Origin of the sequence: Colwellia sp. MB02u-10 (assembly GCF_014077185.1) — a bacterium.
Lineage (GTDB): Bacteria > Pseudomonadota > Gammaproteobacteria > Enterobacterales > Alteromonadaceae > Cognaticolwellia.
Genome location: NZ_JACGVK010000132.1, coordinates 153573 through 167140 on the forward strand (window position 1 = coordinate 153573; position 13568 = coordinate 167140).

General features: G+C 36.9%; 12 protein-coding genes. All 12 read right to left on the bottom strand.

The window, feature by feature from the left end:
• Positions 1-66 precede the first annotated feature (66 nt).
• Positions 67-723, bottom strand: a complete 657-nt coding sequence (locus H4J59_RS14120) for an SDR family NAD(P)-dependent oxidoreductase (RefSeq protein ID WP_182240370.1) — start codon at positions 721-723, stop codon at positions 67-69.
• Positions 720-1757, bottom strand: coding sequence for an FAD-dependent oxidoreductase (locus H4J59_RS14125; RefSeq protein WP_182240371.1), 1038 nt, complete (start codon positions 1755-1757; stop codon positions 720-722). Before H4J59_RS14125 ends, H4J59_RS14120 begins: the two co-directional genes overlap by 4 nt.
• A gap of 108 nt (positions 1758-1865) precedes the next feature.
• Positions 1866-2900, bottom strand: coding sequence for an NAD-dependent epimerase/dehydratase family protein (locus tag H4J59_RS14130; RefSeq protein ID WP_182240373.1), 1035 nt, complete (start codon positions 2898-2900; stop codon positions 1866-1868).
• A 1-nt stretch (position 2901) separates the two neighbouring features.
• Positions 2902-4170 carry a Vi polysaccharide biosynthesis UDP-N-acetylglucosamine C-6 dehydrogenase TviB gene (gene tviB, locus H4J59_RS14135; protein WP_182240375.1) on the bottom strand — a complete coding sequence of 423 codons (1269 nt, stop codon included), beginning with the start codon at positions 4168-4170 and terminating at the stop codon, positions 2902-2904.
• Positions 4167-5447, bottom strand: a complete 1281-nt coding sequence (gene wecC, locus H4J59_RS14140; RefSeq protein WP_182240377.1) for a UDP-N-acetyl-D-mannosamine dehydrogenase — start codon at positions 5445-5447, stop codon at positions 4167-4169. Before wecC ends, tviB (H4J59_RS14135) begins: the two co-directional genes overlap by 4 nt.
• Before the next feature lie 61 nt (positions 5448-5508).
• On the bottom strand, positions 5509-6633 hold the full coding sequence (wecB, locus tag H4J59_RS14145) for a non-hydrolyzing UDP-N-acetylglucosamine 2-epimerase (RefSeq protein WP_182240379.1): 1125 nt from the start codon (positions 6631-6633) through the stop codon (positions 5509-5511).
• Positions 6634-6787: 154 nt separating this feature from the next.
• Positions 6788-7105: a hypothetical protein gene (locus tag H4J59_RS14150; RefSeq protein ID WP_182240381.1), complete on the bottom strand. Its 318-nt coding sequence runs from the start codon at positions 7103-7105 to the stop codon at positions 6788-6790.
• 154 nt (positions 7106-7259) lie between these two features.
• Complete coding sequence (locus tag H4J59_RS14155) at positions 7260-7514, bottom strand: hypothetical protein (protein ID WP_182240383.1); 255 nt, start codon at positions 7512-7514, stop codon at positions 7260-7262.
• An 11-nt stretch (positions 7515-7525) separates the two neighbouring features.
• Positions 7526-8575, bottom strand: coding sequence for a Wzz/FepE/Etk N-terminal domain-containing protein (locus H4J59_RS14160; protein ID WP_182240384.1), 1050 nt, complete (start codon positions 8573-8575; stop codon positions 7526-7528).
• Positions 8576-8917: 342 nt separating this feature from the next.
• Entirely contained in the window at positions 8918-9961 is a 1044-nt protein-coding gene (locus H4J59_RS14165) for an NAD-dependent epimerase/dehydratase family protein (protein WP_182240386.1), read from the bottom strand.
• 570 nt (positions 9962-10531) lie between these two features.
• On the bottom strand, positions 10532-10984 hold the full coding sequence (locus H4J59_RS14170; RefSeq protein ID WP_182240388.1) for an REP-associated tyrosine transposase: 453 nt from the start codon (positions 10982-10984) through the stop codon (positions 10532-10534).
• A 933-nt stretch (positions 10985-11917) separates the two neighbouring features.
• A complete protein-coding gene (gene tviB, locus H4J59_RS14175) occupies positions 11918-13198 on the bottom strand; it encodes a Vi polysaccharide biosynthesis UDP-N-acetylglucosamine C-6 dehydrogenase TviB (RefSeq protein ID WP_182240390.1) in 1281 nt (426 codons plus the stop codon).
• Positions 13199-13568 lie beyond the last annotated feature (370 nt).

Consider the following 13568-nt stretch of genomic DNA (forward strand, 5'->3'; position numbering starts at 1 on the left):
TATCTGTAGAGCATATTTGGGAAATCGAGAAAGGACAATTATGAGCTAAATACTAATGTAAGTCATTTAATATGACATTCGTGAAAACTTACCACCATTAAGTTCTATTTCTGTGTTACATAAATAGGTACTAGGGTTTTTAATCAGGTCAAAAAGTAATTGAGACACTTCAGAACTATCCAAAAATCGTCTTTTGGGATGAATTTGTTTATAAGTTTCGAGTGTCTCTGTATCACTTCTACTACTTGTCATTTTACCATCTTCTATCGTAGAAGGTGACACTAGCAAAAGCTGTTGATCTTCAAAGGATAATTTACGCTCCTTAGTGTATGACCTGAGCATGGACTTAGCAAGAAAATAGGAGGTATCAAAACTTCCTTTTTTACCCGATTCAGAGCCAATTATAAAAATACGAGCCTTAGGATTGTTATCAAAAATATATTCACAACTTTTGATGGTAAATAGAGCATTAATAGACAGAGACTTAATAATATTTGAACTACTTTGATCTTTAATCCTTTTTGGCTGTAAATAGCCCAGATTAAAAACATATACGTCATAATCTAGATCAAATAGCGACTCTATAATTTCTGTTTCAATATTCTCTGCATCGAATATGATATCAGCATTTTGTCGACCATAAGTCGTAATATACTCACTACTTAAGTCCTTTATTAAGCATCTCGATAACAATGAACTAGACCCAACTAAAGCTATATTCATGAGTTCGGTCTTACCCTATTTATTATTTGGTTTATTTTCATTTCCGCTATGTGCAGAGTATCTATTTTCCCTGAAAATACACTAATTAAGTTATCTTCATTTGTTACCATACAACCTCTAAAGTCAGTACCACTTACCAACTTAGTTTTCAAACTATATACTGGTTCAACATACTCAAAATCATCTTGAAATTTGGGATAGTATTTACTTATTTCCTTTTCAAATGCTTTCTTTTTGTTTTCTACGTATTTATCTTCTTTAGCTAAATCGAATTTAGAACCTATTTCATCTCTATTTTCTACTTGGGCTATTGGCGTATTCAAAACAGAAGTAACAGTATAAATATCATCATCGTATGGGTAGATTGAAAAAAAATTTCCATCCATCAAAGTAAAAGCAAAGCTATCTTTTACTTTTTTTCTATAATAAAAGTATATGCACGGTTCGTAGTAATAATCTAAGCCTTTAATTTTTCTTGCTGTTCCCCAAGTGCAATCGATAACAAAGTCGTATTCAGACTTTAGGTTTTCCAATACACTATTATCCGAAAGCTCAATATCCTTATCATACTTGAGATGCTTTGATAAAACATCATCAAAATAAGCACTTGCTTTATGGTTTAGAACTAGTTTTTCTGACGTTTTAACTAAACCTGAAATATTATTAAACTTGTTAAATAACTCACTGCCATCTTCTACAGTATATTTTAATTCAGAAGCCGTCATTATTTGCTTAAAAGTTTCTAAATCTATATTACTTAGCTTATCGGCCACTGCATAATAATTGTTGTCAACATCATCAACCAAATTCCCATAATGCTCGACAAACCAATCAAACCCCTCAATGGACTGTTTTCTTGTTTCATAATCACGAGGATAATGAAACCCTTGATGTAATCTATTCTGATTATATCTTGACGCACCCGAAATGGCTCGATCACTTCGCTCAAAAACAGTTACATCATCCCCTTTTTGCAAAAGAGATATGGCTATATGGCAGCCATACCAACCAGCCCCAACAATCGCAATTTTCATTAAATATTAAACCTTATATAATCAGATGAATTTTTTATTGGCTCTAAATATGTTCTATTTTCTTTACAGTTTTAATAAAAACCTTATAAACAACTAAAATCAAAGAGTCTATTTAAAAAACGTTAAATACCAAGGCATTGCTTTATCAATACCCTGCGAAATGACAAATTCAGGGACATAGCCTAAAGCATTTTTAGCCTTTGTTATATCTGCTTGTGAATGCCTCACATCTCCAACTCTAAAGTCATGATATGTTGGTTTTGTTTCTACAGCTATATCATTTGATAAAAGAGTTTTCTTAATTGTATCGAACAATTCGTTCAATGTTGTTCTATCACCTACTGCAACATTATATACTTCATCTTTACAGTCATCAGAAGCAGTAGCAGCTAATATATTCATTTGGACTGTATTCTCGATAAAACAAAAATCGCGACTGGTTTCACCATCTCCATTTATGAATAATTCTTCATTATTTATCATACTAGAAGTCCATTTTGGAATCACTGCTGCATATGCACCATTGGGATCTTGACGCTTGCCAAAGACATTAAAGTAACGTAATCCGATAGTTTTAAAGTTATAAGTTTTAGCAAATACACCTGCGTATAACTCATTTACATATTTAGTCACTGCATAGGGAGATAGAGGATTACCAATATTTTCTTCCTCTTTTGGTAATGCAGGGTGGTCGCCATAAGTAGAACTAGATGCTGCATACGTAAAACTGGATACTCTTGCTTCTTTAGATGCCGTTAACATATTTAAGAAACCTGTTATATTAGCCGAGTTTGTTAGGATAGGGTCTGCAATCGAACGCGGCACAGATCCCAGTGCAGCTTGATGAAGAACATAGTCCACTTCTTTACCATCAAACAATAATGCTTTTTCACAATCACTAGAATTACGAATATCACCTTTAATAAAACGAAAGTTAGACCATTGCTCACTTGATACTAAACCTTTAACTTCATCAAGGTTATGTTGGTGGCCTGTTGCAAAGTTGTCTAGCCCTACCACCTTCTGATTTAAATGCAATAAGGTTTCAAGTAGGTTAGAACCAATAAAGCCAGCAGCACCCGTTACAAGCCAGGTTTTAGGAAAATCTAGTAATTTTTTTTTTATTTCTTCGTAACGGATCATTTTATAACCTCATGTCTACTGAGTTTTTAGGTAATATATATTTCAAATCATATAGCACGTGATTTTTCTTACCCAGTTTTCGAATATTATCAACCCCCATTTCTTTAAACTGGTCATGAGCAACAGCTAAAATAATTGCATCATATTTATTAGCCGTTCCCTCTTCTAAAGACAGGCCATATTCATGCTGAGCCTGTTCATTTGAGCACCAAGGATCAGTTATATCTACTTTGATATTATATTCTTTTAACTCGCTTATAATATCAGTTACTTTGGTGTTACGAAGGTCAGGACAATTTTCTTTGAAAGTTAACCCCATCACCAACACGTTAGCCCCTTCTACTTGAATTTTATTCTTCAGCATACGCTTAATCAGCTGTGATACTACATAGGCTCCCATTCCATCATTTAAACGACGTCCTGCCAATATCATTTCAGGATGGTAACCAACCGTTTGTGCTTTATGAGTAAGATAATAAGGATCTACACCAATGCAGTGTCCGCCGACCAACCCTGGACGAAATGGTAAAAAATTCCATTTAGTTCCCGCAGCTTCCAAAACTTCTAACGTATCAATATCTAGCTTGTTAAAAATAATTGATAGCTCATTAATCAGCGCTATATTTACATCTCTTTGAGTATTTTCGATAACTTTAGCTGCTTCAGCTACTTTAATAGAGCTTGCCTTATGTGTGCCTGCAATAATAATTGATTTATATAACTGATCTACCGTTTCAGCTATTTCAGGTGTTGAACCAGACGTTACTTTTAATATATTTGTTACTCGATGTTCTTTATCACCTGGGTTAATACGCTCAGGTGAGTAGCCAGCAAAAAAATCTTTGTTAAATTTGAGTCCTGAGGTTTTTTCAACCATTGGAATGCAATCTTCCTCTGTAGCACCAGGATAGACTGTGGACTCATAAATAATGATATCGCCTTTACCAATTACTTTCCCTAACATTTCACTCGCTTTTATAAGTGGTGTTAGATCTGGTTGTTTATGTTCATTAATTGGTGTTGGTACTGTAACTATATAAATATTTGCACTTTTTAAGCTTTCTACCGTATGTGAAAAAACCAAATCGCTCTCTGCCAATTCATCATCACTGACTTCCAGTGTTCTATCTGTACCTATTCTTAATTCATTAACTCTAGCTTCATTAATATCAAAGCCTATTACTTGATATTTTTTACCAAACTCAACAGCTAAAGGTAACCCTACGTAACCTAGCCCAATAATTGCTATTTTGTTATTTATAAGATTCATTTCCAAATACCTTTTGTATCGATAATAATTATATTATTATTAAATTTTTCTTGATTCTTAAATTCATGGTGATCGACCAATATGACAGCGATATCAGTTTGAAATTTTGCTTCATCAAATTTTATCAACTTAGCATTATCAGACACGTTGTTTGGGAGGCACTTTATATTAGGCTCTACAAAATTAACAATGCAAGAATGCATATTAGCAATTTTTTGTGCAATCTCTAGTGACGGACTCTCCCTTAAATCATCAATATCTGGTTTAAAAGCTAAACCAAAACAAGTGATGCGGACTTCGCTTGCTGTTTTATTTGGATGGGCTTGTAAAAAATCGGCAAGTGCTAATTTAACTTTATTAATAACCCATTCGGGTTTAGAATCATTAACTTTCCGTGCTGTGTGAATTAATCTGGCTTGCTCTGGTGTTCTTGACACAATAAACCAAGGATCTACTGCAATACAGTGACCGCCTACACCAGGTCCAGGTTGTAATATATTTATACGAGGATGCCGGTTAGCAAGTGATATAAGCTCCCAAACATCAATGTCCAACTCGTCACATATAATAGAAAGTTCGTTTGCAAATGCAATTTGCACATCACGACAGCTATTTTCTGTGAGCTTTGCCATTTCTGCAGTACGCGAATTGGTAATAACACAATCACCTTTCACAAAGGTACGATATAGCTCTACAGAAAGTTCTGAACACTTGGCTGTCATGCCACCGATAACACGGTCATTTTCGACTAATTCACGTACCACATGGCCTGGTAAAACACGTTCGGGACAATGAGCAACGCGAATATCAGAATTCTCCCCCTCAGTTTGGGGAAAAGTTAAATCAGGTCTAGCTTGTGCTAACCATTCTGCCATTTGCTCAGTTGCGCCAACAGGAGAAGTTGATTCAAGGATGACTAAATCACCTTTTTTAAGAACTGGCGCAATCGCTTTCGCTGCTGATTCTATATATTTCAGATCAGGTGCCGGAATGTCGTTCTTATTTACGGTAGGTAAAAAAGGCGTTGGTACTGCAATTAAAAAAGCATCCGCTGGCTCAGGAATCGTTGTAGCTTTTAAGTAGCCTTCGGTAACTGCGGCATGAACAATCATATCTAAGTCAGGTTCAACAATGTGAATTTGACCTTTATTGATTGTATCGACAGCATGTTGATTAACATCAACACCGATAACTTTCTTTTTGCGAGAGGCGAACATAGCGGCGGTAGGCAAACCGATATAACCAAGACCAATAACTGAAATTGTTTCAAAAGACATTTTATTATTCTCTACAGATCCCCAGTTTAACAACTACAGGAATGACGTTAAAATTTAAATTCTACTTTGCTAATACATCACAAATACGTTCACACGCTTGTCCATCACCATAGGGGTTATGGGCGAAACTCATTTTTTTATAAGCATCTTCATTAGCGAGTAAGTTTGATAGTTTGTTAACTATGGTTTCGACATCAGTTCCGACTAATTCCACAGTTCCTGCATCCAAAGCCTCGGGGCGTTCAGTGGTATCACGCATCACTAGGACAGGCTTACCCAACGATGGCGCTTCTTCTTGTATTCCGCCCGAGTCAGTTAATAGCACATACGCTTTATTCATCAAGAATACGAACGGCAAATAATCTAATGGCTCGATAAGGAATACGTTAGTTAAGTTGGCTAGTAATCTATTGACTGGCTCACGTACATTGGGGTTTAAATGCATTGGATAAACAAACTCAACCTCAGGGAATGCTTTTGCCAGTTGGGCAATCGCTTCACAGATGCGTTCAAATCCACCACCAAAACTTTCACGGCGATGCCCGGTGATGAGTACTAGGCGTTTATTCTCATCTAGAAATTTAAATTGCGCTGCTAGTGAGTTCTTTAGCTCAATATTGGTATCAAGCTTTTCAATCACGTCGAGTAAGGCGTCAATCACGGTATTACCGGTGACAATAATTTTGTCTGCATCAATATTTTCTTGTAGCAAGTTTTGCTTTGAAATTTCAGTTGGAGCGAAGTGTAGTTCGGCAATAGCTGCGGTTAATTTACGATTGCCTTCTTCTGGCCAAGGTGAGTAAATATTGCCAGTGCGAAGCCCTGCTTCAATATGGCCCACTTTAATTTGCTGGTAATAAGAAGCTAATGTTGTTGAAAGTGTTGTTGCGGTGTCACCGTGGACTAGAACATAATCCGGTTTAAATTCACCAAGAACAGGTTTTAGCCCTTGTAAGATACCACAGGTAATATCGGTGAGATCTTGCCCTGGCTTCATCAGATTCAAATCGTAATCAGGGATGATTTCAAACAGCTCTAATACTTGATCCAGCATTTCTCTATGTTGAGCTGTAACACAAACTTTCGCTTCAAAGCGCTCATCGGCCCCTAACGCATGAACCAATGGTGCCATTTTTATGGCTTCAGGACGAGTACCGAATACGGTTAAAATACGTTTTTTCATCATAATAAGTTTTCTGCTACTCAGCATTATCTATCGTTTATTAACTATGTGATGTTGAATTTTTTCAACATCTCTACTCAGGTAATTTTATCACCTGAGACAAGTCCTGTTGTGATTGAGACACTTTTTTGACCATTCAAAATCCGCACAATCATCACTAAATACTGGTACCGCGGTCTTGCCGTAATACCACTTTAATTTCTGCTAATACGTTCACAAAATATTCGTTGTACTTCGAACTAAAGTGACGAGCATATTTATTATACAGAATAAACATCAGCACAAATAAAGCCAACTCAATACTTTCAGGTACTTGAAAATATTCACCTAACACACCTAATATCGACATAAGTGCCGAAGCGATTGATATAACCACTAATGTTTGGCGTGAAGACAAACCTGCACGTTGTAATATGTGGTGTAAGTGATCTCGGTCTGGCTTGAAAGGAGATTTACCTTTACGGTATCTGCGCATAACTATAGCCAACATATCCATCAACGGTGGCACATAACCATAATGCGCTTACTGGCCTAAACGAGGCGCTTTCGCCTTGCGTACCAATGGTTAATAGCCATATAACACTTAGGCCGATAAACATACTACGGCATCGCCCATAAATATTTTTTTGCTATAACTTTTGAATTTGCTGTGATTTTTGAAAAAGCCTAAATTGAAAATCAAATAATGTAAGGCTGCTGTCGCAAAAATTAGTAGATAACTTAAGTAGCTCGTATTGCCATTTATTAAAAATAATATCGCAATGGCGGTAAAGGTGTTTACGTGCATTCGGTTTGTCTACTAAGCCAACATCAATGGCAATAGGCTTGAACACTTTTATTGCAATAAAAGCAAAGCAGAAGGCAGTTAAGGCAGCAATTATCATTATATATACTCCTATTTACTTGTAACTTCGGCTGAAAATTGGGCAGAAGTAGTCGAATCTGGTATTGGCTCAGCTACTTGGTTAGCGATATTTGAATGGTTAATGCCATCTTTGTTATTACCTTTATTAGAAAAGTAACGCACTAACACAATTAACACCGATAAAATGCCACCTAACATAGTACCTAGCACAACAATTAAAGCTCGTTTAGGTTTGGCTTTTTCTTCTGGCGCATTGGCGGGATCAATAGTTTTTAACACATATTCTAGTGATACTTCAGCCAACATGATGGTTTTGGTTTGTTGTTCAATTAACTGATAGAACACCGTTTGCATGTCTGCTAGTTGAGTTTCTTGCAGTTTAGTAGATAAATAGTCGATACTACGTTGCGCTTCGGTTTTATCTTGTTCGCGCATGGCGGCGTTAATATCACTTACTAGCCATAATAACCATTGCGTGGCAATTTCTGGTGAGTAATGCTCAATAGTTAGGGTGATCATGCCTGTTTCTTTATCCGTTGCCACCACTAAAATATCTTTAAACGCTTTATAGGCTTCCCATGACGAAGGCTCTGGTTGTTTTGGCGCTTCAACTTCTCGTAACCATGTTTTAGTTGTCGCGTTATACATGTCGTCATTAAATATCAGTGTATTCGTTTTAGCATTCCAATTTTTAGCTGCCATTAAAGGCACTAATAACTGGTGTTTATTGATGAATTTTTCGATAAATACTCGAGACTTTAATACTTCAAGCGCTAGGCCTGTTTTATCTGTGCCGCCACCACCAAGATTAATACCGGCAAGGCTTGCTAAACCACCAAACTGGCCAGCCATTTTAGATAAGCCACTGGCGCCACCTTGCTCGCTTGCTGGTGCTAATAGGGTTGTGGCTTTATATATGTTAGGTTGATTAATCGCATAGATAATTGATGAAATGGCGAACAAGCCACTAATAGCAATAATTAATAGTTTGCCTGACCATATAGCATGCCAAAGCTCTGCAAGGTCAATTTCGTCGTCTTCGGGAAGGTGGTTTTGCTGATGATATTCGTTTGAATTCATTGCGTCGACTTCTTTGGAAGTACTTCCTTGCAATTTATGACTTTTCACAATAGCTCGCATTTACATTCATTTGATTATTATTCCTCAGGGCAATTAGTTCGAAAATATACATTAAATGCTCACGTGAAGCGCATTATAACAAGAATTTTGTATTTTTTAATAGTGGTTTATTGGTTTTATTTACAATGAATATTTGACCTTCTTGAGTTTACTGGCTGGTTGCGCTTTTGCCCTTTTTCGTTATGTGTTCATTTTTTGGCTGTCGGACTGAAGTCCGACCTACGAGTAGAAGTAGCTTTAAGTTATTAGCTGTCAGCTTTCAGTAAAAAAATAGTTAACAGTTTAAGTTTGTTTGGTTAAGAACTTGATGTACCAGGGCATCGCTTTGTTTATACCTTGCTGAATGCGGTATTCTGGTTGGTAACCGATAAGTTCTTTAGCCTTTGATATATCAGCCTGAGAATGGCGTACGTCTCCAACTCTAAACTCTTGGTATATTGCTGTTTTAGTATAGCTAACGTCATTGGTGTTTAATGCAGCAACTAAGCTTGAAAATAATTCGTTAAGTGTTGTTCTATCGCCTAGCGCGACATTATATATTTGGTTTTTGCCTTGCTCATTCGCTGTGGCCGCTAATATATTGGCTTGTACGGCATTTTCGATAAAACAAAAATCACGACTGGTTTCACCATCACCATTAACAAATAAGTCTTGGTTGTCTATCATCGCTGCCGTCCATTTAGGAATAACAGCAGCGTAGGCTCCATCAGGGTCTTGGCGTTTACCAAATACATTAAAGTAACGTAAACCAGTGGCATTTAAACCGTAGGTTTTATTAAATACATCGGCATAAAGTTCATTAACATATTTAGTCACGGCATAAGGTGATAGTGGCTTACCAATATTTGCTTCAACTTTTGGTAACGCAGGGTGATCGCCATAAGTAGAGCTTGATGCGGCATACACAAAAGTGGCTACTTTGGCGTCTTTTGCTGCGGTTAACATATTAACAAAACCTGTAATGTTGGCAGAGTTGGTTAAAACAGGATCTGCTATAGAGCGAGGCACGGAGCCAAGTGCTGCTTGATGTAACACATAGTCAACGTTAAGGTTGTTAATTGTTAAGGCTTGCTGACAGTCATCAAAATTTCTAATGTCGCCTTTAATGAAAGTAAAGTTCTGCCATTGCTGTGCTGACACCTCAGATTTTACTTCGTCTAAGTTATGTTGGTGGCCGGTAGCAAAGTTGTCTAAACCTATAACTTTTTGGTTTAATAGTAATAATGTTTCTAGAAGGTTTGAGCCAATGAAACCTGCGACTCCGGTAACAAGCCAAACTTTTGGTGCTTGTTTAAGTTGCTTTTGTACTTCTTCATATTTTGACATTATTAATTCCATTTAGTTTTGAATATTAAGCTTTATTTTATTCGCTGTATGGTTGACGGACTAAAGTCCGACCTACAAGACAATCGTTTAAATTTATGTTGTCGCCTGTGGGCTCTATGTCGGTTGGACTTTGGTCCATCAGGTTTTAAAAGCAGCTGTCAGTTTGAAGTTTTTAGCTGTCAGATCTAAAGAAAAATAGCTTTCAGATTATTTGTTTGGCTTTATCCTACTACGTTTTGTATTCGTTGTATGGTTGACGGACTAAAGTCCGACCTACAAGACAATCGTTTAAATTTATATTGTCGCCTGTGGGCTCTATGTCGGTTGGACTTTGGTCCGTCAGGTTAAATGAAATTTAACTGTTTTCGCATTTATGCGAACGATAAAAAATAATGCCAACTGCAAATGTTTGTGACCCTATCTCGTTAATAGCCCGCTTAACAGTTGACGGACTAAAGTCCGATCTACAAAACAATTGTTTAAATTTATATTGTCGCCTATGGGCTCTATGTCGGTTGGGCTTTAATCCGTCAAGGTTAAATGAAATTTAACCTTTATATAAACCGTGGCCTACAAATATACTGAATTCCAAAAAGAATAATTAGCAATATTATTCACTAATCTTTTTCTCAATGGATTGGCAAGAATATATCTAGCTAGATTCTTTCTATTTTCATCAACCCTTAAAGCACGATCATAAAACGATGATTGCCAAAATTGCTTTTGCTGATTACATTCTTTATTAAGAATAAAGCTAGCACTTCCCTTTAAACCCTTAATAACATTAGGTAGTGTTGAGCCATTAACATTTAAACGCAATAAACCATGAAAATGATCAGGCATTAATACCCAAGTGAGCCATACACAATTATGCTTAGTTTCATTAACAATTATTTGCTGAGAAAACAAACAGGCCAAATTAAAGTCATGAAAATATGGTTCTCTGTTCAGGGTATTGAAAGTAACAAAATACTCACCTTGCTCATGCGAATAACGGCCTTTACGCAAATCAGACCATGACATAAAACCTCCATGTTTTATCATTTATTGACGCTTTGGCGTTGGCCAATTTAGTTAATAGCTTGCTGTGCGGTTGACGGACTAAAGTCCGACCTACAAAACAATCGTTTAAATTTATATTGTCACCTGTGGGCTCTATGTAGGTTGGACTTTAGTCCATCAGGTTAAATGAAATTTAACTGTTTTTAAAATAATGCCAACTGCAAAAAATAATACGCTGTAAATATTTGTTGGCCCATCTTGTTAATAGCTTGCTGTGCGGTTGTCGGACTAAAGTCCGACCTACAAAACAATTGCCTAAATTTATATTGTCACCTGTGGGCTCTATGTCGTTTGGACTTTGGTCCATCAGGTTAAATGAAATTTAACTCTTTTAGAATAATGCCAACTGCAAAAAATAATACGCTGTAAATATTTGTTGGCCCATCTCTTTAATAGCTTGCTGTCCGGTTGTCGGACTAAAGTCCGACCTACAAAATAATTGCCTAAATCTACATTATCGCCCGTAAGCTTTATGTAGGTTGGACTTTAGTCCATCAGGTTAAATGAAATTTAACTGTTTTCGCATAAATGTGAACTAAAAAAATAATGCCAACTGCAAATGTTTGTTACCCCACCTCGTTAATAGCTTGCTGTGCGGTTGTCGGACTAAAGTCCGACCTACAAAACAATTGCCTAAATTTATATTGTCACCTGTGGGCTCTATGTCGGTTTGACTTTGGTCCATCAGGTTAAATAAAATTTAACTGTTTTAAAATAATGCCAACTGCAAAAAATAATACGCTGTAAATATTTGTTGGCCCATCTCTTTAATAGCTTGCTGTGCGGTTGACGGACTAAAGTCCAACCTACAAAACAATCGCCTCAACCTAGATTATCACCCTTGGGTTCGATGTAGGTTGAGCCTTGGACTGCATTGCTGATTTAACTGCTAGGTTATAAGCGCATATCTACTGATTCTTTTGGTAGTATATATTTTAGGTCATAAAGTACATGGTGTTGTTTACCTAGTTTGCGAATTTCGTCAACACCTAAGCCCTTAAATTGATTATGTGCTACCGCCAAAATAATAGCGTCGTAGTGGCCAGTTTCGGGTTTTTCTGTCAGGCTTAAATTATATTCGTGCTGGGCTTGTTCGCTTGAACACCAGGGGTCAGTAATATCAACATTCATGTTGTATTCTTTGAGTTCACTAACAATATCAACAATTTTGGTATTGCGTAAATCCGGGCAGTTTTCTTTAAAGGTTAGGCCCATAATTAGCACATTGGCACCCTCTACCTGAATACGTTTGTGTAGCATGTTTTTGACTAACTGAGAGACAACATAAGCGCCCATGCCGTCATTTAAACGCCGACCAGCGAGTATCATTTCAGGATGATAACCTACTGATTGGGCTTTATGTGTTAAGTAGTAGGGATCAACACCAATACAGTGACCACCGACTAAACCCGGGCGAAAGGGCAGAAAATTCCATTTGGTACCCGCAGCTTCAAGTACTTCTAAGGTGTCGATATTGAGTTTGTTAAATATAATAGACAGCTCGTTAATTAAGGCAATGTTAACGTCGCGTTGTGTGTTTTCAATTACTTTTGCGGCTTCTGCAACTTTGATTGAGCTCGCCTTATAGGTGCCTGCAATGATAATAGAGCGGTATAGGTTGTCTACAATTGTCGCTATTTCAGGCGTTGAGCCAGAAGTAACTTTTAAAATATTAGTCACTCTGTGCTCTTTGTCACCGGGATTAATACGTTCTGGTGAGTAACCTGCGTAAAAGTCTTTGTTGTACACTAAACCCGATGCTTTTTCGACTACGGGAATACAAGCTTCTTCAGTTGCACCTGGGTAAACCGTTGACTCATAAATAATAATGTCGTTTTTACTGATTACTTTACCTAACATTTCGCTAGCTTTAAGTAATGGTGTTAGGTCAGGCTGTTTATGCTGGTCGATAGGCGTTGGTACGGTAACGATATAAACGTTGGAGTTTTTCAAGTCATCGGGTTGGCACGAATAACTTAGCTTGGTTGTTTCAGCTAATTCTTCATCGCTAACTTCAAGGGTACTGTCTGTGCCATTATTTAATTCGGTAATACGTGCTTGATTGATATCGAAACCTAAGGTTTGATATGTTTTTCCAAACTCTACTGCCAGTGGTAAACCAACATAGCCTAAGCCTATTACGGCTATTTTTACATCATTTAAATCACGTGTCATTTTGGGAGTCCTTTGCCTTTAATCGCGGTTATTAAAAAATTTTTAAGTTATTAGTTGTCAGTAGAATAAAACCTTCTGTTTAATGTTTACTTGTCGGTTGATATTTTTATCATCAGGCTTTATAAAGCAGCTGTCAGTTTGAAGTTTTGAGCTGTCAGTTTTAAAGAAAATAGCTTTCAGATTGTTTGTTTGTTTGGCTTTATCCCAGTGCGTTTTGTATTCGCTGTACGGTTGACGGACTAAAGTCCGACCTACAAAACAATCACCTATATCTACATTATCACCCGTGGGCTCTTGTAGGTTGGACTTTAGTCCATCAGGTTTTAAAAAACAGTTGTCAGTTTAAAGTTTTGAGCTGTCAGCTATAAAA